General features: G+C 48.5%; 26 protein-coding genes. 18 read left to right on the forward strand and 8 right to left on the reverse strand.

Going from position 1 to position 23,460, the window contains the following annotated elements; all coding sequences use genetic code 11:
• The first annotated feature begins 458 nt into the window (after window positions 1-458).
• From ACTHS8_RS06620 to nqrM, 14 genes are all read left to right on the forward strand, one after another.
• Window positions 459-905, forward strand: coding sequence for a pilin (locus ACTHS8_RS06620; RefSeq protein ID WP_440373308.1), 447 nt, complete (start codon window positions 459-461; stop codon window positions 903-905).
• A gap of 93 nt (window positions 906-998) precedes the next feature.
• Entirely contained in the window at window positions 999-1,472 is a 474-nt protein-coding gene (locus ACTHS8_RS06625; RefSeq protein ID WP_070826441.1) for a pilin, read from the forward strand.
• A gap of 404 nt (window positions 1,473-1,876) precedes the next feature.
• A complete protein-coding gene (locus ACTHS8_RS06630) occupies window positions 1,877-2,359 on the forward strand; it encodes an Lrp/AsnC family transcriptional regulator (RefSeq protein WP_440373309.1) in 483 nt (160 codons plus the stop codon).
• Window positions 2,360-2,477: 118 nt separating this feature from the next.
• On the forward strand, window positions 2,478-3,074 hold the full coding sequence (locus ACTHS8_RS06635; protein ID WP_070822672.1) for a DUF1415 domain-containing protein: 597 nt from the start codon (window positions 2,478-2,480) through the stop codon (window positions 3,072-3,074).
• A gap of 14 nt (window positions 3,075-3,088) precedes the next feature.
• Window positions 3,089-3,448: a YbaN family protein gene (locus tag ACTHS8_RS06640; RefSeq protein ID WP_063076686.1), complete on the forward strand. Its 360-nt coding sequence runs from the start codon at window positions 3,089-3,091 to the stop codon at window positions 3,446-3,448.
• Between the two features lie 442 nt (window positions 3,449-3,890).
• A complete protein-coding gene (locus tag ACTHS8_RS06645) occupies window positions 3,891-5,309 on the forward strand; it encodes a sodium:proton antiporter (protein WP_440373310.1) in 1,419 nt (472 codons plus the stop codon).
• Between the two features lie 337 nt (window positions 5,310-5,646).
• Window positions 5,647-6,990, forward strand: coding sequence for a Na(+)-translocating NADH-quinone reductase subunit A (locus ACTHS8_RS06650; RefSeq protein WP_070615826.1), 1,344 nt, complete (start codon window positions 5,647-5,649; stop codon window positions 6,988-6,990).
• 2 nt (window positions 6,991-6,992) lie between these two features.
• Window positions 6,993-8,225 carry an NADH:ubiquinone reductase (Na(+)-transporting) subunit B gene (locus tag ACTHS8_RS06655; protein ID WP_440373311.1) on the forward strand — a complete coding sequence of 411 codons (1,233 nt, stop codon included), beginning with the start codon at window positions 6,993-6,995 and terminating at the stop codon, window positions 8,223-8,225.
• Window positions 8,218-8,994, forward strand: coding sequence for a Na(+)-translocating NADH-quinone reductase subunit C (locus ACTHS8_RS06660; RefSeq protein WP_070615830.1), 777 nt, complete (start codon window positions 8,218-8,220; stop codon window positions 8,992-8,994). Before ACTHS8_RS06655 ends, ACTHS8_RS06660 begins: the two co-directional genes overlap by 8 nt.
• Window positions 8,994-9,620: an NADH:ubiquinone reductase (Na(+)-transporting) subunit D gene (locus ACTHS8_RS06665; protein WP_049329022.1), complete on the forward strand. Its 627-nt coding sequence runs from the start codon at window positions 8,994-8,996 to the stop codon at window positions 9,618-9,620. The genes ACTHS8_RS06660 and ACTHS8_RS06665 overlap by 1 nt, the downstream gene beginning before the upstream one ends.
• Window positions 9,621-9,623: 3 nt before the next feature.
• Entirely contained in the window at window positions 9,624-10,217 is a 594-nt protein-coding gene (nqrE, locus tag ACTHS8_RS06670; protein WP_003684365.1) for an NADH:ubiquinone reductase (Na(+)-transporting) subunit E, read from the forward strand.
• Window positions 10,218-10,230: 13 nt separating this feature from the next.
• A complete protein-coding gene (gene nqrF / locus ACTHS8_RS06675) occupies window positions 10,231-11,448 on the forward strand; it encodes an NADH:ubiquinone reductase (Na(+)-transporting) subunit F (protein ID WP_004519569.1) in 1,218 nt (405 codons plus the stop codon).
• A gap of 132 nt (window positions 11,449-11,580) precedes the next feature.
• Entirely contained in the window at window positions 11,581-12,648 is a 1,068-nt protein-coding gene (locus ACTHS8_RS06680) for an FAD:protein FMN transferase (protein WP_440373312.1), read from the forward strand.
• 17 nt (window positions 12,649-12,665) lie between these two features.
• Window positions 12,666-12,887, forward strand: a complete 222-nt coding sequence (gene nqrM / locus ACTHS8_RS06685; RefSeq protein WP_003680888.1) for a (Na+)-NQR maturation NqrM — start codon at window positions 12,666-12,668, stop codon at window positions 12,885-12,887.
• Window positions 12,888-13,111: 224 nt separating this feature from the next.
• Here nqrM and rpmG read toward each other — a convergent pair whose 3' ends face one another.
• From rpmG to ACTHS8_RS06720, 7 genes are all read right to left on the reverse strand, one after another.
• Window positions 13,112-13,267: a 50S ribosomal protein L33 gene (rpmG, locus tag ACTHS8_RS06690; protein WP_003684373.1), complete on the reverse strand. Its 156-nt coding sequence runs from the start codon at window positions 13,265-13,267 to the stop codon at window positions 13,112-13,114.
• Between the two features lie 30 nt (window positions 13,268-13,297).
• A complete protein-coding gene (gene rpmB, locus ACTHS8_RS06695; RefSeq protein WP_002216391.1) occupies window positions 13,298-13,531 on the reverse strand; it encodes a 50S ribosomal protein L28 in 234 nt (77 codons plus the stop codon).
• A gap of 250 nt (window positions 13,532-13,781) precedes the next feature.
• The gene (gene brnQ, locus ACTHS8_RS06700) at window positions 13,782-15,110 is read right to left on the reverse strand and encodes a branched-chain amino acid transport system II carrier protein (protein ID WP_070826434.1); all 1,329 of its coding nucleotides are present in this window, start codon (window positions 15,108-15,110) and stop codon (window positions 13,782-13,784) included.
• Complete coding sequence (locus tag ACTHS8_RS06705; RefSeq protein ID WP_440373313.1) at window positions 15,107-16,009, reverse strand: segregation and condensation protein A; 903 nt, start codon at window positions 16,007-16,009, stop codon at window positions 15,107-15,109. The genes brnQ and ACTHS8_RS06705 overlap by 4 nt, the downstream gene beginning before the upstream one ends.
• Window positions 16,010-16,101: 92 nt before the next feature.
• Window positions 16,102-16,563 carry a hypothetical protein gene (locus tag ACTHS8_RS06710; protein ID WP_440373314.1) on the reverse strand — a complete coding sequence of 154 codons (462 nt, stop codon included), beginning with the start codon at window positions 16,561-16,563 and terminating at the stop codon, window positions 16,102-16,104.
• A gap of 50 nt (window positions 16,564-16,613) precedes the next feature.
• Window positions 16,614-17,093: a hypothetical protein gene (locus ACTHS8_RS06715; protein WP_440373315.1), complete on the reverse strand. Its 480-nt coding sequence runs from the start codon at window positions 17,091-17,093 to the stop codon at window positions 16,614-16,616.
• Between the two features lie 13 nt (window positions 17,094-17,106).
• Window positions 17,107-17,883, reverse strand: coding sequence for a tRNA threonylcarbamoyladenosine dehydratase (locus ACTHS8_RS06720; protein ID WP_440373316.1), 777 nt, complete (start codon window positions 17,881-17,883; stop codon window positions 17,107-17,109).
• A 186-nt stretch (window positions 17,884-18,069) separates the two neighbouring features.
• On the opposite strand from ACTHS8_RS06720, the gene ACTHS8_RS06725 reads away from it, so the two are divergent.
• Window positions 18,070-18,534, forward strand: coding sequence for a universal stress protein (locus ACTHS8_RS06725; protein WP_049333908.1), 465 nt, complete (start codon window positions 18,070-18,072; stop codon window positions 18,532-18,534).
• 78 nt (window positions 18,535-18,612) lie between these two features.
• Here ACTHS8_RS06725 and hemL read toward each other — a convergent pair whose 3' ends face one another.
• Window positions 18,613-19,896 (reverse strand): glutamate-1-semialdehyde 2,1-aminomutase, encoded by a 1,284-nt coding sequence (gene hemL / locus ACTHS8_RS06730; RefSeq protein WP_440373317.1) that lies wholly within the window; start codon window positions 19,894-19,896, stop codon window positions 18,613-18,615.
• A gap of 198 nt (window positions 19,897-20,094) precedes the next feature.
• Here hemL and ACTHS8_RS06735 point away from each other — a divergent pair, with 198 nt between their 5' ends.
• From ACTHS8_RS06735 to ACTHS8_RS06745, 3 genes are all read left to right on the forward strand, one after another.
• On the forward strand, window positions 20,095-20,490 hold the full coding sequence (locus tag ACTHS8_RS06735; protein WP_049333912.1) for a hypothetical protein: 396 nt from the start codon (window positions 20,095-20,097) through the stop codon (window positions 20,488-20,490).
• Between the two features lie 73 nt (window positions 20,491-20,563).
• Complete coding sequence (miaB, locus tag ACTHS8_RS06740) at window positions 20,564-21,886, forward strand: tRNA (N6-isopentenyl adenosine(37)-C2)-methylthiotransferase MiaB (RefSeq protein ID WP_003684389.1); 1,323 nt, start codon at window positions 20,564-20,566, stop codon at window positions 21,884-21,886.
• A 226-nt stretch (window positions 21,887-22,112) separates the two neighbouring features.
• Window positions 22,113-23,423 (forward strand): NCS2 family permease, encoded by a 1,311-nt coding sequence (locus ACTHS8_RS06745; RefSeq protein ID WP_049352523.1) that lies wholly within the window; start codon window positions 22,113-22,115, stop codon window positions 23,421-23,423.
• The last annotated feature ends 37 nt before the right edge of the window (window positions 23,424-23,460 follow it).

Consider the following 23,460-nt stretch of genomic DNA (forward strand, 5'->3'; position numbering starts at 1 on the left):
AACCTACCGATTAATCCATAAAGATACCGCCTATCTAAATCAATTAACATATTATTGAACAAGCTTAATTTCTGACAAAAAACGTCACATAACCAAACTCGCACACATCCCCTGTCACAAAAAACACAAAACTGACAAAAAACGTCAACCCCCTAATTTCCCTAAAATCCTGAAACTTTCAAACAAAACCTCACAAAATTTAAAAATTAAAAAATAATCTCAATAAAAACAACAAACAAAAAATAAAAAATAAATTTTTTAATCAGTTTTGCGCACTTGGCACACCGACTGCTTGAAACAACACGTCCGATAAGGCCCAAGCCTCAAAGCAGCAAGCCCGACGGAAGCTGTATATTCCTTCTTACTTTATGGTTTACTCATAATACAAAGTGCCAAGCACATTACGGACTTTTTACTTAAACACAATTATTCACACTTTCAAACTGGAGTTTTAATCAATGAAAGCAATCCAAAAAGGTTTCACCCTGATCGAATTGATGATCGTCATCGCCATCTTGGGCATCTTGGCCGTAATCGCTCTGCCTGCATACCAAGACTACACCATCCGCGCTAAAATTTCAGAAGGTTTGAGCTTAGCCGAACCTGCTAAATTGGCAGTAGCAGAAACTTCTGCAGCTTTAGGTGGCTTGAACGAGATTACTGCTACTAATACTGGTTACACCTTCCCTGCAGGTGGTACTGATTACGTTTCAAGCATCGCTATTGAAGCAAATACTGGTAAAATTACAGTAACAACTAAAAATACTGGTGCTTCTACCAATCCAGTGTTTACATTAACTCCTAATCAAGCTAACTCTGAATCTCCTATTACTTGGAAATGTAAATATAAAGGTGGTGAAGCTAAACACGTTCCAGCTAACTGTCGTGATAAAGAAGCTTCTTAATATAACAACATAACAAAGTAAATCCCATAACCGAACAATACGTTATGGGATTTACTTTACAAAAATAAAAAAACCTGAAAACGATACACTCAAATGAATACCCCATTTCAAGCCCAAAAAGGTTTTACCCTGATTGAGCTGATGATAGTGATCGCCATCCTCGGTATTCTGGTTGTGGTTGCCATACCCACTTATCAAAACTATATCGGTAGGGCGCAAGCCTCCGAAGCACTATACCTTGCCGATGACCTGAAAACCGAAATCAGCATTGCTTCAGCGGTAAATAACCGCCTGCCCAATGCAGAGGATGTCAGCAAACAAGGCGCAATCGGTGTTACCGCTCAACGCATCGGCGGCACATACATCCAAAACGGTGGCGTAACCGTAGAAGCAGATACAGGCAAAATCAGTATTCCTTTCGATAAAGGGCAAAACAAAGGCAAAGTCCTGACCCTGACCCCTTATCGAAATAATAACGATTCGACTTGGTTGCTCAACTGGCAATGCGGCGGAACACTGGATCCGATGATGGTTCCCGCCATGTGCCGAGACAACTCAAACGGATAACGACCGAGCATATACCTTAAGAAAAACACAAAAATACATTGCGAAGAAAACACCCCAAACAAAGCCAAATACAAACGCGGAAAACGAATCAAAGCAAAAGAACAAAACTCTCCAAAACAAGGTCATTAAGAGCCTGAATCATCACATTACGAAAATAAATGCCGTCTGAAATTCATTTTCAGACGGCCTCTTTATATCTAATCCTAATATGACATAAAGCTTTGACCTTGATTAGTTTCAGACGGCCTTTATCTTTTCACAACTACATAAAACAAATTCGCAACACTTTTTATAAGACAATTTGTCGCCTATCTGAACTCAATATATAATTTAACCATACAAGTCTTTATTTTTAAGCATTTTTCATTTTCAAAACATACATTGTCTACATTGGGAGAACCATCATGCTTCATCTAAACTTGGATAAAACGGATTTAAAGATTCTGCAGGTTTTGCAGGAAAATGGGCGGTTGAGCAATGTTGAGCTTTCTGAAAAGGTGGCGCTCTCTCCTTCTCCCTGCCTGCGCCGTCTCAAACAGCTTGAAGATGCAGGCATTATTCAAAAATACGCCGCCCAGCTTTCTCCCGTATCTTTGGGCTTGGGTTTGCAGGCTTTTATCCGTGTATCGATTAGCAAGGCAAAAGATGCGCGCGAGGATTTTTCCGAATCTGTCCGCGCTTGGCCGGAAGTATTGAGCTGCTTTGCTTTAACGGGTGAAACCGACTATCTGCTCCATGCCTTTTTTACCGATATGAACGCGTTTTCCCATTTTGTTTTGGATACGCTGCTTTCGCACCACGGCGTGCAAGATGCGCAATCGAGTTTTGTGTTAAAAGAAATTAAAAACACGACCGCTCTGCCTTTGGTTCATTTGGTTCAGGATTGATGATTTGAAACTGATAAAGGCCGTCTGTTGTTCAGACGGCCTTTTAAATTCCAATGGTTTGCTTTCACGCCCATACACTTGTATACTTTTTAAGAATAATTCACATAAGCTTTTACTCATGACTGACACCGCCCATCTCGATATCGATACTGTTTCAGAACATACCAAACAATGGCTGGAAAAAGCCGTTATCGGCCTGAATCTCTGCCCGTTTGCCAAAGCACCGCACGTTAAAAACCTGGTTCGCATAGTTGTCAGCAAAGCCCGTCATTTGGACGGTTTCCTTGAAGACTTGGATCGTGAATTGCAGCTTCTGGGCAATACGCCTGCTTCGGAATTGGAAACCACTTTACTGGTTCATCCGACACTGTTCCCTGATTTTGAGACCTTCAACCAAATGCTGGAAATTGCCGACGATGCGGTTGTAGAAAACGAATTGGAAGGCATTGTCCAAATTGCACCGTTCCATCCCGATTTCCAATTTGAAGGCACAGAAGCCGACGACATCAGCAACTACACCAACCGCTCGCCCTACCCGACCTTGCATCTGATTCGTGAAGACAGTATTGCTAAAGCGGCTGAAGCATTTCCTGATGCATCGGCAATTTTCGACCGCAATATCGCGCTGCTGGAAAAAATGGGACACGAAGGTTGGGATAAATTAGACATTCCGCGTTGTCCATTTCCACATCACAAGCCGTCTGAAAACAAATAATTGGTGATGGGAAGATGGTTCGCTATTTGTTGATTTTTTGCGGCGCATTGTCGCTCGTCTTGGGTATTATCGGCATTTTCATGCCATTTCTGCCGACTACGCCTTTCATTTTATTGACTGCTACTTGCTGGGCACAGGCTTCGCCGCGCTTTCACAATTGGCTCTATCATCACCGCTATTTCGGCCCGATCATACAAAACTGGGAAAACAACGGCGCCGTGCCGCGCAAGGCAAAGTTTTTCGCTATCGGCATGATGACCTTTTCTTGCCTGTTGATGTTTTGGCGGTTTCCGGAACGCTGGTGGATCGGTGTCATATCGTCAGTCTGTTGCAGCTGCGTGGCTGTGTGGATGTGGTTACGGCCGGAAGCATAAAATAAAACAGGTGGGCATTTTCGCTTACCTGTTTTTTATTTTCATACCCAATTTATCCATTAAAACAATCAGTAAGAACCAAAACACCCTATTCATCCTCATTTTTCGGACGGCCTCCATTTATTCAATCAAATGTAAATTTTAGCTAAAATTAATTCAAAATATTTTTTCGATAGTATTATTTCCGAGATTTCAAACTCCTGTTTCAAAACTACTTTTTACTACTTCCAACTACTCTATCCATTTTGATTCCTTTATTTGTATCAACATTTCTTTTGATTCCAATATTCTAAACCATCCCTTAACACTTGCTTTGCGTTATACTTTCCCCTGACACAACCGCGCAGTTCGTCTGGATATTTTTTCAGACGGCCTGAATATTTTACCGCCGTGCTCTCTCAACGAAGTTCCTCACGGCGCAACAGAATAAAAAGGAAATACTATGCGCTATCTCTCATTTTCACTGCTTCTTGCCGCCCTTCCTGCTGCGGCATCCGATTTTGACGGCTCATCCGCAAGCCTGCTTTGGGGTCTGCCGTTTGCACTGATTCTCTTGTCTATTGCACTCGGGCCTCTGTTTTTTTCCCGTATTTGGCACCATCACTTTGGCAAAATTACAGCGTTTTGGACACTGCTGTTTTTAACGCCGTTTATCGTAACCTTTGGTTTCGGAGCTGGCGTACATACCGTTGCCCATGCTTTGGTTGAAGAATATATCCCCTTTATCCTGTTGCTTTTGGCGCTCTATACCATTTCAGGCGGTATTTTTGTCAGCGGCAATTTGCACGGCTCGCCCAAATTGAACACAACCCTGTTGGCAGTCGGCACGGCTTTGTCGTCCATCATGGGGACGACAGGCGCAGCGATGTTAATGATTCGTCCGCTTTTGAAGGCCAACCATAAACGCCACTACCGCGTTCACATCGTGATTTTCTTCATTTTCTTGGTGGCGAATATCGGCGGCGGTCTGACTCCTTTAGGCGATCCTCCTCTGTTCTTAGGATTCCTGAAAGGCGTAGATTTCATGTGGACGGTCAAACACATGCTGATGCCTGTATTGATTAGTTCTGTAATTTTACTGGCCGTTTTCTACATCATCGACAGCCGACACTTCAACCGTGAACAAAGCGAGCACCTTGCTCCCGCTCCTTCCGATAAAGAAGAAAAAGTCAAAATTTACGGCAAATGGAATTTCCTGTTACTGGCCGGTGTTGTCGGCGCGGTTTTGCTGTCCGGTTTGTGGAAACCAAATCATCCGGGCTTTGAAATCTTAGGCAGCCATTACGCCTTGCAAAACCTGATGCGCGATGGCATTTTGCTGGCTTTAACCGCCGTATCTTGGATTATTACGCCCAAACAGGTACGCGCAGGTAATGAGTTCAACTTCGAGCCGATTGCCGAAGTGGGCAAACTGTTTTTGGGTATTTTCATTACCATTTCGCCTGTTTTGGCAATTTTGAAAGCCGGCGAAACAGGCGCATTGGCTTCCGTTGTTTCTTTGGTTCACGACGCGGCAGGCAATCCGATTAATGTGATGTATTTCTGGATGAGTGGCATTTTGTCGGCATTCTTGGATAACGCGCCGACTTATTTGGTGTTCTTCAATATGGCCGGTGGCGATGCCCAAGCCTTGATGACAGGCCATCTGTTCCATTCGCTGCTGGCAGTATCCATGGGCTCTGTATTTATGGGTGCGCTCACTTATATCGGTAATGCGCCGAACTTCATGGTCAAAGCTATTGCCGAACAACGCGGCGTGCCGATGCCTTCCTTCTTCGGCTACATGGCATGGTCGGTGATTGTATTGGTACCGCTGTTTGCCCTGCATACGATGATTTTCTTCGTTTGGCAGCTCTTTTAAACTTAGAGGCCGTCTGAAATTCAGACGGTCTTTTATTTTCAGCTATATCATCAAATATAGCGTTTAAATATCAATCAGTTAAAAATTATTTCTCTTAACACTCGATTACACATTCCTACTTTTTTCCCACTTTTCCCGTAAAAATAAGCGTAAAACTGACATAAAGCAGCCTATACCTGATAAAATCTAAAGCCTTGTTGTTTGCGTTTATTCGTTGTTTTTATAGCAAACCTCTGCTTTTTTCAGACGGCCCATCCTTTGTTTCAAAGCATTACATGCCGTCTGAAAAAACAATCCGACATCCGAATCTCAACCCACCAAAAAGTAACGCATCCTTATGATTAAGATAAAAAAAGGCTTAGACCTGCCTATCGCGGGCAGACCGGAGCAAGTCATTTATGACGGCCCGGCCATTACCGAAGTCGCGTTGCTTGGCGAAGAATATGTCGGCATGCGCCCCTCGATGAAAATCAAGGAAGGCGAAGCCGTCAAAAAAGGCCAAGTGCTGTTTGAAGACAAAAAGAATCCGGGCGTAGTATTTACTGCTCCGGCTTCAGGCAAAATCGCCGCGATTCACCGTGGTGAAAAGCGCGTACTTCAGTCAGTCGTGATTGCCGTTGAAGGCAACGACGAAATCGAGTTCGAACGCTACGCACCTGAAGCGCTGGCAAAATTGAGCAGCGAAGAAGTGCGCCGCAACCTGATCCAATCCGGTTTGTGGACTGCGCTGCGCACCCGTCCGTTCAGCAAAATCCCTGCCGTCGATGCCGAACCATTCGCCATCTTCGTCAATGCAATGGACACCAATCCGCTGGCTGCTGATCCTACGGTCATCATCAAAGAAGCCGCCGAAGACTTCAAACGCGGCCTGCTGGTATTGAGCCGCCTGACCGAACGCAAAATCCATGTGTGTAAAGCAGCCGGCGCAGACGTGCCGTCTGAAAACGCTGCCAACATCGAAACACATGAATTTGGCGGCCCGCATCCTGCCGGTTTGAGTGGCACGCACATTCATTTCATCGAGCCAGTCGGTGCGAACAAAACTGTTTGGACCATCAATTATCAAGATGTAATTGCCATTGGCCGTTTGTTTGCAACAGGCCGTCTGAACACCGAGCGCGTAATTGCCTTGGGTGGCTCTCAAGTCAACAAACCACGCCTCTTGCGTACCGTTTTGGGTGCGAAAGTATCGCAAATTACTGCGGGCGAATTGGTTGACGCAGACAACCGCGTGATTTCCGGCTCAGTATTGAACGGTGCGATTGCACAAGGCGCGCACGATTACCTCGGCCGCTACCACAATCAGATTTCCGTTATCGAAGAAGGCCGCAGCAAAGAGTTGTTCGGCTGGGTTGCGCCACAACCGGATAAATACTCCATCACGCGCACAACCCTCGGCCATTTCCTGAAAAACAAACTCTTCAAGTTCAACACAGCCGTCAACGGCGGCGACCGCGCCATGGTACCGATCGGCACTTACGAGCGCGTAATGCCCTTGGATATCCTGCCTACCCTGCTCTTGCGCGATTTAATCGTCGGCGATACCGACAGCGCTCAGGCACTGGGTTGCTTGGAATTAGATGAAGAAGACCTCGCTTTGTGCAGCTTCGTCTGCCCGGGCAAATACGAATACGGCCCACTGTTGCGCAAGGTGCTGGAAACCATTGAGAAGGAAGGCTGATTATGGGCTTGAAACATTTTCTTGAAAAAATCGAACCGCACTTCTTGCCGGGCGGCAAACATGAAAAATGGTATGCCCTCTACGAAGCTGCGGCGACGATTTTCTATACATCCGGCGCGGTAACGCGCAAAGCGGCCCACGTCCGCGACGCGCTCGACTCCAAACGCATGATGATTTTGGTGTGGCTGGCTTTGTTCCCTGCCATGTTCTACGGTATGTACAACGTCGGCGTGCAGGCATTCGGTGCGTTAACGCCTGATTTGCTGCAACAAAATATCGCCAACGACTGGCATTACGCCCTTGCTAACGCTTTGGGCATCAATATGTCGTCTGAAGCGGGCGTATTGAGCAAAATGCTGTTCGGCGCGATTTTCTTCCTGCCGATTTACGCGACTGTATTTGTTGTGGGCGGCTTCTGGGAAGTCTTGTTCGCCACTGTACGCAAACATGAAATCAACGAAGGTTTCTTCGTGACTTCTATTCTGTTTGCTTTGATCGTTCCTCCTACCCTGCCTTTATGGCAAGCGGCTTTGGGTATTTCTTTCGGCGTTGTGGTTGCGAAAGAAGTATTCGGCGGTACAGGTAAAAACTTCATGAATCCTGCTCTTGCAGGCCGTGCGTTCCTGTTCTTCGCCTACCCTGCCAACATTACCGGCGATACCATTTGGACTGCGGTTGACGGCTATTCCGGTGCCACTGCTTTGGCACAATGGGCGGCACACGGTGCAGACGGCCTGAAAAACGCTGTAACTGGTCAAAACATTTCTTGGATGGATGCGTTTATCGGTAACGTGCCCGGCTCAATCGGCGAAGTATCCACTTTAGCGCTCTTAATCGGCGGCGCGTTTATCGTGTTCACCCGCATCGCTTCTTGGCGCATTATCGCCGGTGTAATGATCGGTATGATTGCGATGTCTTCACTGTTTAACTTCATCGGTTCGGACACCAACGCCATGTTCTCCATGCCTTGGTACTGGCACTTGGTGGTCGGCGGCTTCGCCATCGGTATGCTGTTTATGGCGACCGACCCGGTTTCCGCTTCCTTTACCAATGTCGGCAAATGGTGGTACGGCGCGCTTATCGGTGTAATGTGTGTGTTGATCCGCGTGGTCAACCCTGCTTACCCCGAAGGCATGATGTTGGCGATTCTGTTTGCCAACCTGTTTGCCCCGATTTTCGACTATTTCGTCGCACAAGCGAACATCAAACGCAGAAAGGCGCGCAGCAATGGCTAAGAAATTCGATAAAGACAGCTTCAGCGGCACGCTGATTGTGGTATTGGTTGTCAGCCTGATTTGTTCCATCATCGTTGCTGGTGCGGTCGTCGGCTTGAAACCCATCCAAGAGAAACAAAAACTCCAAGACAAACAAGGCTATATTTTGAGCGTAGCCGGTTTGATGGATAAAAACACCGACATCAGCAAAACCTTTGCCGAGCGTATCGAGCAACGTGTCGTGGATTTGGCAACCGGCGAATACGTCGCCGATGCGCCTAAAGACTTCAGCGCACGCGTTGCCGGCAAAGACCCTGCCCAAAGCATCCAAATCAAACCTGAAGACGATTTGGCAGGCATCAAAAGCCGTGCCAAATACACTGAGGTTTACTTGGTAAAAGGCGAAGACGGTAAAGTCAGCCAAATCATCCTGCCTATGCACGGCAACGGTTTGTGGTCTGTCATGTACGGTTTTGTCGCCATTCAACCTGACGGCAACACCATCAACGGCATTACCTACTATGACCAAGGTGAAACTCCGGGTTTGGGCGGCGAAATCGGCAACCCTCTGTGGCAAAAAAAATTCGTCGGCAAAAAACTGTTTGACGAACAAGGTAAATTTGCCCTGCACGTCGGCAAAGGCGCAAGCTCAGACAAAGAACACGGCGTAGATGCCCTCTCCGGCGCATCGCTGACGTCTAAAGGTGTGCAAGGTTCGTTCGACTACTGGTTCGGCGAAAACGGCTATATCCCCTACCTGAACAAATTGAAATCAGCAGGAGCACAATAATGGCTGACATGAAACGCTTGAAACATTTGATGTTTTCACCCTTTATCGACAACAACCCGATTGCCTTGCAGGTTTTGGGTATTTGTTCGGCTTTGGCGGTTACCACCAAACTTCAGACGGCCATCGTAATGGGTATTTCCGTAGCTTTGGTAACCGGTTTTTCCAGCTTCTTCATTTCTTTGGTACGCAACTACATCCCCAACAGCATCCGTATTATTGTGCAAATGGCGATTGTTGCTTCCTTGGTAACACTGGTTGACCAACTGCTCCAAGCTTTTGCCTATGAGCTGTCCAAACAGCTGTCCGTATTCGTCGGCCTGATTATTACCAACTGTATCGTGATGGGCCGTGCCGAAGCGTTCGCCATGAAAGAGCCTCCTTTGGAGAGCTTGGTTGACGGTATCGGCAACGGCGCAGGTTACGGCATGATGCTGATCATCATCGCAACCATCCGCGAACTGATCGGCTCAGGCAAGCTCTTTGGCTACACCATTTTCCAAACCGTACAAGATGGTGGCTGGTATCAAACCAACGGCTTGTTCCTGCTCGCCCCTAGCGCGTTCTTCATCATCGGCTTCTTGGTATGGGGGCTGCGCACTTGGAAACCTGAACAGGCGGAGAAATAACACATGGAACATTACTTAAGCCTCTTTGTAAAATCCGTCTTTCTGGAAAACATGGCACTTTCCTTCTTCTTGGGGATGTGTACATTTTTGGCGGTATCTAAAAAAGTATCCACTGCATTCGGTTTGGGCGTGGCTGTAACTTTCGTACTCGGCCTGTCCGTCCCTGCCAACCAACTGGTTTACTCGCTGTTGAAAGACGGCGCGCTGGTTGAAGGCGTGGACCTAACCTTCCTGAAATTCATCACCTTCATCGGCGTGATTGCCGCTTTGGTGCAGATTTTGGAAATGTTCTTGGATAAATTCGTCCCTGCCCTCTATAACGCATTGGGTATCTACCTGCCTCTGATTACCGTAAACTGCGCGATTTTCGGTGCCGTATCGTTTATGGCACAACGCGAATACAACTTCGGCGAGTCCGTTGTATACGGTTTCGGTGCAGGTCTGGGCTGGCTTTTGGCTATTGTCGCTTTGGCGGGCATTACCGAAAAAATGAAATATTCGGATGTCCCTAAAGGCCTCAAAGGCTTGGGCATTACCTTTATTGCCGCTGGCCTGATGGCAATGGCGTTTATGTCGTTCTCCGGCATCCAGTTATAAGAAAGGAATCGGCATGGAGATTATTTTAGGTATTGTGATGTTTACCCTCATCGTCTTGGTTTTGGCACTGATGATTCTGTTTGCCAAATCCAAATTGGTGAGCGAAGGCGACATCACCATCAAAGTCAATAACGAAAAAGAGCTGACGATGCCTGCCGGCGGCAAACTGCTGGGTGCGCTTGCCAGCCAAGGCATCTTCGTTCCTTCCGCCTGCGGTGGCGGCGGCTCATGCGGTCAGTGTCGCGTTGTTGTGAAAAGTGGCGGCGGCGACATTCTGCCAACCGAGTTGTCCCACATCAGCAAACGCGAAGCGCGTGAAGGCTGCCGTCTGTCTTGTCAGGTCAACGTTAAAACCGACATGGACATCGAAGTACCGGAAGAAGTATTCGGCGTGAAAAAATGGGAATGTACTGTCATCTCCAATGACAACAAAGCAACGTTCATTAAAGAACTCAAGCTTGCCATTCCCGAAGGCGAAGAAGTTCCTTTCCGCGCCGGCGGCTACATTCAAATTGAAGCCCCTCCTCACACTGTTGCCTACAAAGACTTCGACATTCCTAAGGAATACCACGAAGACTGGGACAAATACAATCTGTGGCAATACGTTTCCAAAGTGGACGAGCCGATTTTGCGTGCCTACTCTATGGCTTCATACCCTGAAGAAAAAGGCATCATTATGCTGAACGTGCGTATCGCTACGCCTCCTCCGCGCGTACCCGATGCGCCTCCGGGACAAATGTCGTCTTACATCTGGTCGCTCAAACCCGGTGATAAAGTAACGATTTCCGGTCCGTTCGGTGAGTTCTTTGCCAAAGATACCGATGCTGAAATGGTATTTATCGGCGGTGGTGCCGGTATGGCTCCGATGCGTTCCCACATTTTCGACCAGCTGAAACGTTTGAACTCCAAACGTAAGATTACCTTCTGGTATGGTGCACGTTCTAAACGCGAGATGTTCTATGTCGAAGACTTCGACCAACTCGCAGCAGAATTCCCGAACTTCACATGGCACGTCGCCCTGTCCGACCCATTGCCTGAAGACAACTGGGACGGCTACACAGGCTTCATTCACAACGTGGTTTACGAAAACCACCTGAAAAACCATGAAGCACCGGAAGACTGCGAATTCTACATGTGCGGCCCTCCGATCATGAATCAGTCCGTAATCAAAATGCTCAAAGACTTGGGCGTGGAAGACGAAAACATCCTCTTGGACGATTTCGGCGGCTAACAAACAAAAAGGAAGAAACTTCGGTTTCTTCCTTTTTTATTGCCAGGCCGTCTGAAAACCATACTTTCAGACGGCCTGAACCTTTCTTTTACGATACAATAAAGGCTTCAAAAAATAATCCGCAAATCCCTTATGCCGTTTCTTTCCAATTCGTTTTACCGTCCGATAATCGTTTGTACCGTTGCCATCGTTTCCGCACTCACACTCTCTGCCTGCCAACCTGAAAAACAACAAACCATTACCCTACAAGGCGAGACCATGGGCACAACCTATACCGTCAAATATCTTTCAGACGGCCAAGACAAACTCCCCGCCCCTGCCGAAATACAAAAACGCATTGATGACGCACTTAAAGAAGTCAATCGGCAAATGTCTACCTACCAGACCGATTCCGAAATCAGCCAATTCAACCAGCTGCGCACCGTCAATCAGGCCATGCCCATTTCCCAAGACTTTGCCTATGTAACCGGCGAAGCCTTGCGTTTAAACAAACTGACGCACGGCGCACTGGACGTAACCGTCGGTCCTTTGGTCAACCTTTGGGGATTCGGTCCGCAAAAAGAAATCACGCACGAACCGACTGCACAAGAAATCCAACATGCTTCAGAAATGGTCGGTACGGACAAACTCAAACTTTCCCAAGACGGACAGCAGCCTACACTCGCCAAAACCCATCCCGAAGTCTATTTAGACCTATCCTCCATTGCCAAAGGCTTTGGCGTGGATAAAACCGCTGCCGAACTTGAAAAACTCAATATCGGCAATTATTTGGTAGAAATCGGAGGCGAGTTGCATGGCAAAGGCCACAATGCGCAAGGCAACCCTTGGCGTATCGGTATCGAGCAGCCCAATATCGTTCAAGGCGGCGCCACTCAAATTACCATTCCATTGGACAATAAATCACTGGCCACATCCGGCGACTACCGCATTTTCCATGTCGATAAGTCAGGCCGCCGCCTTTCCCATATCATCAACCCTAAAACCAAACAACCCATCAGCCACAACCTTGCTTCCATCAGCGTAGTAGCTGAAAACGCCACACTTGCAGACGGCCTTTCAACCGGATTGTTCGTCCTCGGAGAAACCGAAGCGCTTAAACTTGCCGAGCAAGAAAATCTCGCCGTTTTCCTTATCATCCGGACCCCGCAAGGCGGCTACCATACTAAAATGTCCAGCGCATTCAAGAAATTATTAAACTAATCTTCAGGAATACACATATGAAAACCCTTCTTCTGACTTTCGGCATCTTTATCATTGTCATCCTCGGCATGGCAGTCGGCTATATTTTCTCCAAACGCACCATCAAAGGCAGCTGCGGCGGCATTTCCTCGCTCGGCATGAAGAAAATGTGCGATTGCGACACGCCATGCGATACCTTGCAAAAAGAGCTAGATAAAAAACAACATTCTGACAACCAAGGCATCAAAGTCGATCATTAAGTCATTGTTGAATGTTTATTAGTGATTTAAGGCTGCTTATCCCCTATCAGGCCGTCTGAAAAATAAAAGAGCGTAATCCCAATGGATACACGCTCTTTTATTTTGCCTCTTCCAAAGCAATCCAACCATATCTTGCACACCCGTTTAAAACAAAACACTCCAAACCAATCGAGAAAAAAGAAAAGCTCCTGCAAAACAGGAGCTTTTTCTTGGAAGAAACCGGATTATTTCAATTTAGTTTCTTTGTAAATAACGTGTTTACGGGCTACTGGGTCAAATTTTTTGATTTCCAGTTTGCCAGGCATAGTACGTTTGTTTTTAGTAGTTGTGTAGAAGTGACCAGTACCAGCACTGGACTCCAGTTTGATTTTATCGCGCATTGCAGTAATCCTTAATTAATGGTGTTTAAATTAAGCTTCGCCGCGAGCACGCAAATCAGCCAATACGACATCAATGCCTACTTTATCGATGGTGCGCAATGCAGCGTTAGAAACGCGCAGGCGAACCCAGCGGTTTTCACTTTCTACCCAGAAACGACGTGATTGCAAGTTAGGCAAAAAACGACGTTTGGTTTTGTTGTTGGCGTGTGATACGTTATTGCCAGACATCGGGCGCTTACCGGTCACTTTGCAAACTCGTGCCATGGTTAGTCTCCAAACTTCTAAAATAGTAAAACGCGATTTATACCACGAAATCCGCCTTCAGTTCAAGTCGTTTACTGAAAAAACGGGATTTGTGGAAATAAACCTTCTCAATATGTTGCATCTGCGAAACGGTATTTCGCAAAGCCTTAACTTTTCAATTATAACGGATTTCTTTAAAAAAATCATCTGTCGTTTGCGTGGCCGGCGAAATAAACAGGCCGTCTGAACATTTCAGACGGCCTGTTTATCGTCATGCTTTTTTCTTCAACGCCGCATTCAAAATGCAGCCGAGTATAAAGCAGGCTAAAGAGGGAACAACCCACCCTAAACCGATATTGTAAAACGGCAATGCGCGCTCGATGGCAGCCGCGGTTTCGGCATCAAATCCAAACGCGGCCTTATAGGCATCGAGCAAGCCGACCATAAGGGCCGCCATCATGGTGCAGAAATAGACAATACGGCCGCCGCCAAACAGTTTATCTGTCAAGGCCAACAAAATGATGACGATGGTCAGCGGATACAACAGCATCAACATAGGGATGGAAAATTGCAAAATCGCTGACAGGCCTTTGTTGGCCAACAGGATAGACACTACTGTATTCAGTATCACAAAGATTTTATAAGAAATACCCGGGCAAAGACGGTTGAAATATTCGGCGCATGAAGTAATCAAGCCAACCGCCGTACTCAGACAGGCAAGCAGCACCATAACGCCAAGCAACACAATACCGGCCGTACCGAAATAATGCTGTGCGGTTTTAGACAAAACCGACGCGCCGTTTTCCTGCAAGCCGATACCGGCCACACCTGTCGCACCCATATAGCCGATAAACAGGTAAACCACTGCCAAACAAGAAGCCGCCAACACGCCCGAAATCGTCGTTGTCTTCAGCAAGTCCGCGCGGTTGTCCACACCCATGGCGCGAACGGCATCGATGACGATAATGGCAAACACCAGCGAAGCCAGCGCGTCCATGGTGCCGTAGCCTTCCAAAATGCCTTTAACCAACGGATGAGTGACAAAATCGCCTTGCGCCGCCTGCGGCACGCCCATCGGGTTAATAGCGGCATAGCCGACCAATATTGCAATTGCCAGCAACAAAACGGGCGTGAGGACTTTACCAATGCGGTCAACCAGCTTACCCGGGGAAATCGACAACCAATAAGTAATACCGAAAAACACCAGGCTGAATATGGCCAATGCGATGTTTTTCCAAGATTCATCAATGAAAGGCGAAATCGCGGTTTCAAAAGATACTGTCGCCGTACGCGGCATGGCAAACAAGGGGCCGATTGCTAGGTAAAGCGCAGCGGCAAAAGTCACGCCGTACCAAGGCGCAACACGGGAAGCCAGCGCTTCCACATCGCGCGAGCCGGAATAGCCGACGGCAATCACGCCCAGCAATGGCAACCCCGCCCCGGTCAACAAAAAGCCGAACATTGCCGAAAGCCAGTTTTCGCTGGCCTGCTGCCCCAAATAAGCAGGGTAAATTAAGTTACCCGCGCCAAAAAACAGCGCAAACAGCATCAAGCCCACCGCCCATAAAGAGGCCTTACTGCGACTTGTCGTCGAATTCATCTTAAATTCTCTTTTTCCAAATACCCGTTATCGGTTTCATCGATTTCAAGGCCGTCTGAAAGCATTTCGGCTTCGTTTGTTTCCAAACCATCTTTCAGGCTGATTTCGATTTCACCATAATTTTCCGGCTGTACGATACGCACCAAGCCTTCTTTAGCCAATTCCAGCAATGCAATAAAATTGACCACCACATATGTCGCGCCCTGCTCCGGCTTAAACAAATCGCTAAACTTGCTGATACTGCTTTCGTTCAAACGACGCAAAATCGCCGTCATCTGCGCGCGCACTGAAATGGTTTCTCGCACTACTTCATGACTGCGCGTATGCTTGGCGCGCGACAAAATACCCAACCAAGCCTGCGTCAAATCGGCAACGTACACTTCCGGCAACTTCGCTTCGACCGCAATTTCCAGCGGCAAATACGCCCAAGCAAAATCACGTCCGGCGCGCGGCAACGCATCCAAGCCCTGAGCCGCCAGTTTCATCTGCTCGTAAGCCAAAAGACGGCGCACCAACTCGGCACGCGGATCCGCCTCTTCATCCTCAACTTCTTCAGGACGCGGCAACAGCAGGCGCGATTTAATTTCAATCAGCATCGCCGCCATCAGCAGATATTCCGCCGCCAAATCAAACTGATACGCTTCCATTTGGGCAATATAGTGCAGATACTGCTCAGTAATCTTCACCATAGGAATATCGAGGACATCGATATTTTGCTTGCGGATAAGGTACAGCAGCAAATCCAACGGCCCTTGGAAGCTGCTCAATACCACCTTCAACGCATCAGGCGGAATAAACAAATCCTGCGGCACATCGGTAACAGGCTGACCGAACACCCACGCAACGGTATGTTCAGACAGCGTTGCGGCAGTGGAAGAAATAAGGTGTTCTGAAGGCATGGTTAAGGGGTCTTTTTCTTTTTAAGTTTAGTAAGAAGTTTCATCAACAAAAGGCCGTCTGAAACGAGGACGATCCGTTTTTAATATAAAAATCAGCGGTTTTTACGATTGATTTGCAAAGAAACAATGGCGACGGCAAAGGCCTGAGCCAAGGCCATACCCAACAGCGGCAGGCTGGCGAAAACCGTACCCGTCAGTACCGAGCCAATATCGCGGGAAAACACAAAACCATCCCTCGCAAGCATCGCCACCATCAAAGCCAACAACAGCAAACTTTCGCAGCCGATCAAAAGCCAAATCATTTTAACCGAACGGCGTTTGCGCCATTTCATGATGCCAGCATGCAAAAAGCTGAATATCACGACGGACAGAAACGGATAAAGAAAAGTAGTGAATGGACGGGTATAACCGCTTTGCACACACAAATAATCGCCGGGCAACGTATTGCATTCCATCACATCGAGAAACATCGGATCGACGGCATACATCAATACGCCGAACCATACCGCATAAATCAGACTGGCAATAAAGTAGGCTTTAAAAAATCGGTTCATAAGCAAAAAGGTCGTCTGAAAAAATAAATTTCAAAAGGCTTAAACCCACATCAAATTTTCTGATTGGCATTTGCAGAAGAGTCCAACACATTCAGGGCTTGAACTGCTGCCATGCCATAAACAGGCAATCCAAAAAAAATAACTCCCGTTATTGCCGTCCAACTACTATCCAGACTACTCCACTCCCACAGTAATAAAACAAACCAAACAATCCACCATTCGATGATAGGCAAGGCAAGAGTCGTCAAAGTTGTACAGCGTTTGGTCCACTTCATAATGCCGGCATTGAGTAGGGACAATGACATTACAGATAAAAACGGAAAGAAGAAAAACTTCAAAGACGTTTTCTCAAAAGCCGACATTTCATGAGCTCGTGAACAATACTGTAGACGCTGTTCATTTTCAGCGTCAATATCAAAACATTCGAATCCTGTAAGCAGCAAACCGACACCGTACATCAACAAACCGAAGACAATCGCATAAATCAGGCTACTGATAAAGTAGGCTTTAAAAAATCGGCTCTTAACCATCTTCCCCTACCCCTCACTTCCGCCCCGCGATATGCTCCACCGCAGCCTGCGCACAATACAGCCCAAACGAAGCCGTCACCAGCATACTCGCGCCGTAGCCCGCGCAGGACAAACCTTGCGGCGCGACATCGGTCGAACACGCTTCGCCGGATTGCGGCGGCGTAATATTCTCGGTGGAATAAACGCAAGACACGCGCATTTTTTCTTTGGTATCGCGGCTGAAACCGTAGCGTTTGCGCAAGGTGTAGCGCAAATTGGAAAGCAGAGGGTCATGGGTAACGCGGCTCAAATCGGCGGTTTGAATCAAAGCCGGATTTTTCTGTCCGCCCGCGCCGCCACTGATAATAAACGGTTGTTTATGTTGCACGAAATACGCCGCCATCGCCGCTTTGACACGGATTTGGTCGATGGCGTCGATAACGAAATCAAACGGCCGTCTGAAAAGCTCGTCCAGATTGTCTTCGGTAACAAAATCTTCGATTTCCGTCACTTCGCATTGCGGATTGATTTGGGCGATGCGTTCGCGCAAAGCGGTAACTTTTGCCTTACCGAAATCATCGGTCAAAGCGTGCAACTGGCGGTTGACATTGGACTCGGCAACGTTGTCCAAATCAATCAGCGTTAAACGACCGATACCGCTCCTCGCTAAAGCCTCCACCGCCCACGAGCCAACGCCGCCGACGCCGACCACGCACACATGCGCACGCGAAAAGCGCGCCAGTGCTTCGTCTCCGTAAAGTCTGGCAATGCCGCCAAAGCGGCGCGAAGAAAGAAAAGCGGCGTCCTGCATAAGTAACCTTGTGATATATCAATAAATTAATGAAAAACGCCACAGGCGAATCAGACCGATATTATACTTGAAAGCAGATGGGCTGTTGTACCCGCCCGAAAGAGTTTATAATCGTTTCACATTCAGACAAGTTCTGATTTCATATTAAACGAAAGTGCCGCTACTCGGCGCAAAAGGAGAATAAATATGTACAAACATCTGGTTGTAGCCGTTGACGGTAGCGAGACTTCCCTCAATGCATTGAAACACGCCGCCGAACTGGCAAGCCTCAACAAAGCCCAACTGACTTTGGTTCACGTTGCCAACCCTGCCGAATACATGGCTTTGGCTCCTGAATTCCTGCAACACGAAAGCTACGAAGCCGCCGCAGTGGCTCAAGGTAACGAAGTTTTGGATTTCGCAGAAAAAACAGCGCGTGAAAACGGCGTTGAAAACATCGTGAAACACCTGTTGGTTGCCAACAAAGGCGCACGTGAAATGGCGCAAGACTTGGTTGACTACGCCGACAACAACGGCGCAGACCTGCTGGTACTCGGCACACACGGCCGCACCGGCCTGATGCACCTGCTGATGGGCAGCTTCGCCGAGACCGTAATGCGTCAAAGCCACCTGCCTCTGCTGATTATCCGCAGCAAAGCCGAAGAAGCATAATCAAGCATTGATTTAAAATAGCGAAAGGCCGTCTGAATATTTTTCAGACGGCCTTTTTTCACATGACAGCTTCAGCTTTTATTTTGCCATTTCTTTGAACACTTCGTGTGCCACAGCAATGGTTTCGTCAATCAGCTCAGGCGTATGCGCGGCGGAAACAAAACCGGCTTCGTAAGCTGACGGGCCGAATGCGACATTGCGGTCGAGCATACCGTGGAAGAAATGTTTGAAACCGTCGATATTGGAACGCGCCATGTCGGCATAGTTTTGCGGCGTATGGCTGGCAAAATACAAACCAAACATACCGCCCACGCTGTCCGCCGTAAATTCAATGCCATGCGCTTTAGCCGCGTCGGCAATACCGTTGGCGAGGCGTTGGGTCAAGGCAGTCAGGTTTTCATAGAAGCCTTCACGCTGAATGATTTCCAGCGTTTTCAAACCGGCCGCAACCGCAATCGGATTGCCGGACAATGTACCTGCCTGATACACGCCGCCCAACGGGGAAATATATTCCATAATGTCTTTACGGCCGCCAAACGCCGCCAAAGGCATACCGCCGCCGATCACTTTGCCCATGGTGGTCAAATCAGGTTTGATGCCGTGCAAAGATTGCGCACCGCCCAGCGCCACGCGGAAGCCGGTCATCACTTCGTCGTAAATCAACACGGTACCGTGTTTTTCAGTCAATTCGCGCAAGGCTTTGACAAAGGCTTCAGACGGCCTAACCAGATTCATATTGCCGACAAAAGGCTCCAAAATCACACAGGCAATGTCATTGCCGCTTTGGGCAAAGGCTTCTTCCAGTTGGGCGATATTGTTGTACTCGAGTACCAAAGTATGTTTGGTAAAGTCGGCAGGCACACCGGCGGAAGAAGGATTACCAAACGTCAGCAGACCGCTGCCTGCTTTCACCAACAGGCTGTCGGAATGTCCGTGGTAGCAGCCTTCAAATTTGATGATTTTGTCGCGGCCGGTAAAACCGCGTGCCAAACGAATGGCGGTCATCGTTGCTTCCGTACCGGAGCTGACAAGGCGCAGCTGCTCGACGGACGGCATGATTTTGGCGATTTCTTCGGCAATGACAATTTCGCCTTCAGTTGGCGCACCAAACGACAAACCGCCCAATGCCGCTTCGCGCACGGCTTCAATGACTTCAGGATGGGCATGGCCGACAATCGCAGGGCCCCAAGAGCCGACATAGTCGGTATAACGCGTGCCGTTTTCATCCCAAACATACGCGCCTTCTGCCTTTTTGATAAAGCGCGGTACGCCGCCGACGCTGCCGAATGCGCGCACGGGAGAATTCACGCCGCCGGGAATAATGGCTTTGGCGCGGTTGAACAAGCTTTCATTACGGTTCATGGTCAATTCTTTCGTAAGAGGTCGTCTGAAAATCAAATTGATGCCATTTTAACACCAAATCCTTTTCAGACGGCCCAAGCTTCAAAATAAGAATCGGACGCAAAATCAAAATTATTCTTTAAAAACAAACACTCTATCCACATTTTTCCTGCTTGTGCTATAATCCGCGACCTATTGAAACAATAAAAGAAAAGCATCATGTTACGCGGATTCATACTCAGCCTCGCCCTTTTAGCGTCCTCCCTCGTCCATGCACAACGCAGCCTGCCTGACGATATGGATGTGGCCGTTTTAAAGACTGTCGATTTACCTTATCTGAAAGTCAGCAAAGGCGGTTTTTCTTGGACGCGCCTGCTGACCCTGGGTATTGTGGACGGCAATGCGGCCAAACTGCAAATCACCCGCTTCACCAAAATCCACGATGAAAACGACCGTTTCATTCCGATGGGCCGCCTGCTGAATCAAACCGGCAAAGCCGTTGCGTTCAAATACAACGAAGAAAGCCGCCTCGTCCGCGAAATCTGGATTTTGACCGACGCCGAAGCCGACAGGTTCATCGAACACGCTAAAAAGCAGAAAAAGGCGGAAGAATAATTTTTCAGACGACCCGAATATTTCACAGGCCGTCTGAACCCTTTTACAACAAGCAAGTCAATCAAAACAAACCATGAAAAAAGTATTTATCCGCACCTTCGGGTGCCAAATGAACGAGTACGACAGCGAAAAAATGCTGTCCGTCCTCGCCGAAGAACACGGCGGCATCGAACAGGTTACCCAACCTGACGACGCCGACATCATCTTGTTCAACACCTGCTCCGTGCGTGAAAAAGCGCAAGAGAAAGTCTTCTCCGACTTGGGCCGCGTACGCCCGCTCAAAGAAAAAAATCCCGACCTCATCATCGGCGTTGCCGGCTGCGTTGCCTCTCAAGAAGGCGAAAACATCGTCAAACGCGCTCCGTATGTGGACGTGGTTTTCGGCCCGCAAACGCTGCACCGCCTGCCCAAACTCATCGTCGATAAAGAAACCACCGGCCTGTCTCAAATCGACATCAGCTTCCCTGAAATCGAAAAATTCGACCACCTGCCGCCTGCGCGCGTAGAAGGCGGTTCGGCATTCATTTCCATTATGGAAGGCTGTTCTAAATACTGCTCTTACTGCGTCGTTCCTTACACCCGCGGTGAAGAATTCTCCCGCCCGCTCAACGACGTATTGACCGAGATTGCCGGTTTGGCGCAACAAGGCGTTAAAGAAATCAACCTCTTAGGCCAAAACGTCAATGCCTATCGCGGCGAAATGGAAAACGGCGAAATCTGCGACTTTGCCACTTTGTTGCGCATTGTCCACGAAATCCCCGGCATCGAACGCCTGCGCTTTACCACCAGCCATCCGCGCGAATTTACCGACGCGATTATCGAGTGCTACCGCGACCTGCCGAAGCTGGTTTCCCACCTGCACCTGCCGATTCAAAGCGGTTCCGACCGCGTATTGAGCGCGATGAAACGCGGCTACACCGCCTTGGAATACAAATCCATCATCCGCAAACTGCGTGCCATCCGTCCTGATTTGTGCCTCAGCTCCGACTTTATCGTCGGCTTCCCGGGCGAGACCGAGCGCGAGTTCGAGCAAACCTTGAAACTGGTCAAAGACATTGCCTTCGACTTGAGCTTCGTCTTTATTTACAGTCCGCGCCCTGGCACGCCTGCCGCCAACCTGCACGACGACACGCCGCATGAAGAAAAAGTGCGCCGCCTCGAAGCTTTGAACGAAGTCATCGAAGCCGAAACCGCGCGCATCAACCAAACCATGATCGGCACGGTTCAACGCTGCTTGGTTGAAGGTATCTCCAAAAAAGACCCTGACCAACTGCAAGCCCGTACCGCCAACAACCGCGTGGTCAACTTTACCGGCACACCCGACATGATCAACCAAATGATCGATTTGGAAATCACCGAAGCCTACACTTTCTCCCTGAAAGGCAAACCGGTATAAGCATACACAAACAAAGGCCGTCTGAAACTGTTCAGACGGCCTTTATCTTGGCTCGGCTCAGTATCATCTGATTCATGTATTTTTATTACCCGAACAAAAGGCTTTTCAGTATAATACCGCCCGAAAATTCCCTTATCTGTTGAGAAGTTAAGGCCAAAATCCGAGCTTCCGGCAGTTAAACCCGCTGATGCCGTCCTCGAACGGCTTTCCCAAAGGAATATCTCGAATGAGTTCTTCAAATCAAAGCGTTTTGGAAAGATTGTTCAACCTCAACGCCAATCAGACCAATGTCCGCACGGAAATTATGGCCGGTGTGACAACCTTCCTCGCCATGTGCTACATCATCATCGTCAATCCCCTGATTCTGGGCGAAACCGGCATGGATATGGGCGCAGTATTTGTGGCCACCTGTATCGCCTCTGCCATCGGCTGTTTCGTGATGGGCTTTGTCGGCAACTACCCGATCGCCCTCGCTCCGGGCATGGGTTTGAACGCCTACTTTACCTTTGCCGTCGTCAAAGGCATGGGCGTGGACTGGCGTGTGGCTTTGGGTGCCGTCTTTATCTCCGGCATTATTTTCATCCTGTTCAGCTTCTTTAAAGTGCGCGAAATGCTGGTCAACGCCCTGCCTATGGGCTTGAAAATGTCGATTGCCGCAGGTATCGGCCTCTTCTTGGCATTGATTGCGCTCAAAGGCGCAGGCGTAATTGTGGCCAATCCTGCCACATTGGTCGGTTTGGGCGACATCCACCAACCTACCGCCCTGCTGGCCATGGCAGGCTTTGTCATGGTGGTTGCACTTGGCCACTTTCGCGTTAAAGGCTCCATCATCATTACCATTCTGACGCTGACCGCCATCTCCACCATCTTGGGCTTGAGCGAGTTCAAAGGCGTGGTCGGCGAAGTTCCGAGCATTGCGCCAACCTTCATGCAGATGGACTTTAAAGGCTTGTTCACCGTCAGCATGGTCAGCGTAATTTTTGTATTCTTCCTGGTTGACCTGTTTGACTCTACCGGCACATTGGTCGGCGTTTCCCACCGTGCAGGCCTGTTGCAAGACGGCAAACTGCCGCGTTTGAAACGCGCCCTGCTTGCCGACTCAACCGCCATTATCGCCGGCGCCGCCTTGGGTACTTCTTCCACTACCCCTTACGTTGAAAGCGCGGCAGGTGTTTCTGCCGGTGGCCGTACCGGCCTGACTGCCGTTACCGTCGGCGTACTGATGCTGGCCTGTCTGATTTTCTCCCCGCTGGTTCAAAGCATTCCTGCATTCGCTACCGCACCCGCCCTGCTCTATGTAGGAGCGCAAATGTTGCGCAGCGCGCGCGAAATCGATTGGGACGACATGACCGAAGCCGCACCGGCATTCCTGACCATCGTCTTCATGCCGTTTACCTACTCGATTGCCGACGGTATTGCGTTCGGCTTTATCAGCTACGCACTCATCAAACTCTTATGCAACCGCACTCAAGACGTACCGCCTATGGTATGGATTGTCGCCGTGTTGTGGGCACTGAAATTCTGGTTCTTAGGTTAAACCGTTCAAAAGAACAGGCCGTCTGAATACTTTTCAG

This window comes from Neisseria sp. P0016.S008 (assembly GCF_051957775.1).
GTDB lineage: Bacteria > Pseudomonadota > Gammaproteobacteria > Burkholderiales > Neisseriaceae > Neisseria > Neisseria flavescens_B.

What these genes read in the sequence shown, in the direction of transcription:
- ACTHS8_RS06725 (WP_049333908.1), top strand. Translation starts at nt 18,070, where the DNA reads ATGTACAAACATCTGGTTGTAGCCGTTGACGGTAGCGAGACTTCCCTC.
- ACTHS8_RS06705 (WP_440373313.1), bottom strand. Translation starts at nt 16,009, where the DNA reads ATGCCTTCAGAACACCTTATTTCTTCCACTGCCGCAACGCTGTCTGAA.
- ACTHS8_RS06655 (WP_440373311.1), top strand. Translation starts at nt 6,993, where the DNA reads ATGGGCTTGAAACATTTTCTTGAAAAAATCGAACCGCACTTCTTGCCG.
- ACTHS8_RS06745 (WP_049352523.1), top strand. Translation starts at nt 22,113, where the DNA reads ATGAGTTCTTCAAATCAAAGCGTTTTGGAAAGATTGTTCAACCTCAAC.
- ACTHS8_RS06630 (WP_440373309.1), top strand. Translation starts at nt 1,877, where the DNA reads ATGCTTCATCTAAACTTGGATAAAACGGATTTAAAGATTCTGCAGGTT.
- nqrM (WP_003680888.1), top strand. Translation starts at nt 12,666, where the DNA reads ATGAAAACCCTTCTTCTGACTTTCGGCATCTTTATCATTGTCATCCTC.
- ACTHS8_RS06710 (WP_440373314.1), bottom strand. Translation starts at nt 16,563, where the DNA reads ATGAACCGATTTTTTAAAGCCTACTTTATTGCCAGTCTGATTTATGCG.
- ACTHS8_RS06635 (WP_070822672.1), top strand. Translation starts at nt 2,478, where the DNA reads ATGACTGACACCGCCCATCTCGATATCGATACTGTTTCAGAACATACC.
- ACTHS8_RS06660 (WP_070615830.1), top strand. Translation starts at nt 8,218, where the DNA reads ATGGCTAAGAAATTCGATAAAGACAGCTTCAGCGGCACGCTGATTGTG.
- nqrE (WP_003684365.1), top strand. Translation starts at nt 9,624, where the DNA reads ATGGAACATTACTTAAGCCTCTTTGTAAAATCCGTCTTTCTGGAAAAC.
- ACTHS8_RS06640 (WP_063076686.1), top strand. Translation starts at nt 3,089, where the DNA reads ATGGTTCGCTATTTGTTGATTTTTTGCGGCGCATTGTCGCTCGTCTTG.
- miaB (WP_003684389.1), top strand. Translation starts at nt 20,564, where the DNA reads ATGAAAAAAGTATTTATCCGCACCTTCGGGTGCCAAATGAACGAGTAC.
- ACTHS8_RS06620 (WP_440373308.1), top strand. Translation starts at nt 459, where the DNA reads ATGAAAGCAATCCAAAAAGGTTTCACCCTGATCGAATTGATGATCGTC.
- nqrF (WP_004519569.1), top strand. Translation starts at nt 10,231, where the DNA reads ATGGAGATTATTTTAGGTATTGTGATGTTTACCCTCATCGTCTTGGTT.
- ACTHS8_RS06720 (WP_440373316.1), bottom strand. Translation starts at nt 17,883, where the DNA reads ATGCAGGACGCCGCTTTTCTTTCTTCGCGCCGCTTTGGCGGCATTGCC.
- rpmG (WP_003684373.1), bottom strand. Translation starts at nt 13,267, where the DNA reads ATGCGCGATAAAATCAAACTGGAGTCCAGTGCTGGTACTGGTCACTTC.
- ACTHS8_RS06665 (WP_049329022.1), top strand. Translation starts at nt 8,994, where the DNA reads ATGGCTGACATGAAACGCTTGAAACATTTGATGTTTTCACCCTTTATC.
- brnQ (WP_070826434.1), bottom strand. Translation starts at nt 15,110, where the DNA reads ATGAATTCGACGACAAGTCGCAGTAAGGCCTCTTTATGGGCGGTGGGC.
- ACTHS8_RS06650 (WP_070615826.1), top strand. Translation starts at nt 5,647, where the DNA reads ATGATTAAGATAAAAAAAGGCTTAGACCTGCCTATCGCGGGCAGACCG.
- rpmB (WP_002216391.1), bottom strand. Translation starts at nt 13,531, where the DNA reads ATGGCACGAGTTTGCAAAGTGACCGGTAAGCGCCCGATGTCTGGCAAT.
- ACTHS8_RS06680 (WP_440373312.1), top strand. Translation starts at nt 11,581, where the DNA reads ATGCCGTTTCTTTCCAATTCGTTTTACCGTCCGATAATCGTTTGTACC.
- ACTHS8_RS06715 (WP_440373315.1), bottom strand. Translation starts at nt 17,093, where the DNA reads ATGGTTAAGAGCCGATTTTTTAAAGCCTACTTTATCAGTAGCCTGATT.
- ACTHS8_RS06625 (WP_070826441.1), top strand. Translation starts at nt 999, where the DNA reads ATGAATACCCCATTTCAAGCCCAAAAAGGTTTTACCCTGATTGAGCTG.
- ACTHS8_RS06645 (WP_440373310.1), top strand. Translation starts at nt 3,891, where the DNA reads ATGCGCTATCTCTCATTTTCACTGCTTCTTGCCGCCCTTCCTGCTGCG.
- hemL (WP_440373317.1), bottom strand. Translation starts at nt 19,896, where the DNA reads ATGAACCGTAATGAAAGCTTGTTCAACCGCGCCAAAGCCATTATTCCC.
- ACTHS8_RS06735 (WP_049333912.1), top strand. Translation starts at nt 20,095, where the DNA reads ATGTTACGCGGATTCATACTCAGCCTCGCCCTTTTAGCGTCCTCCCTC.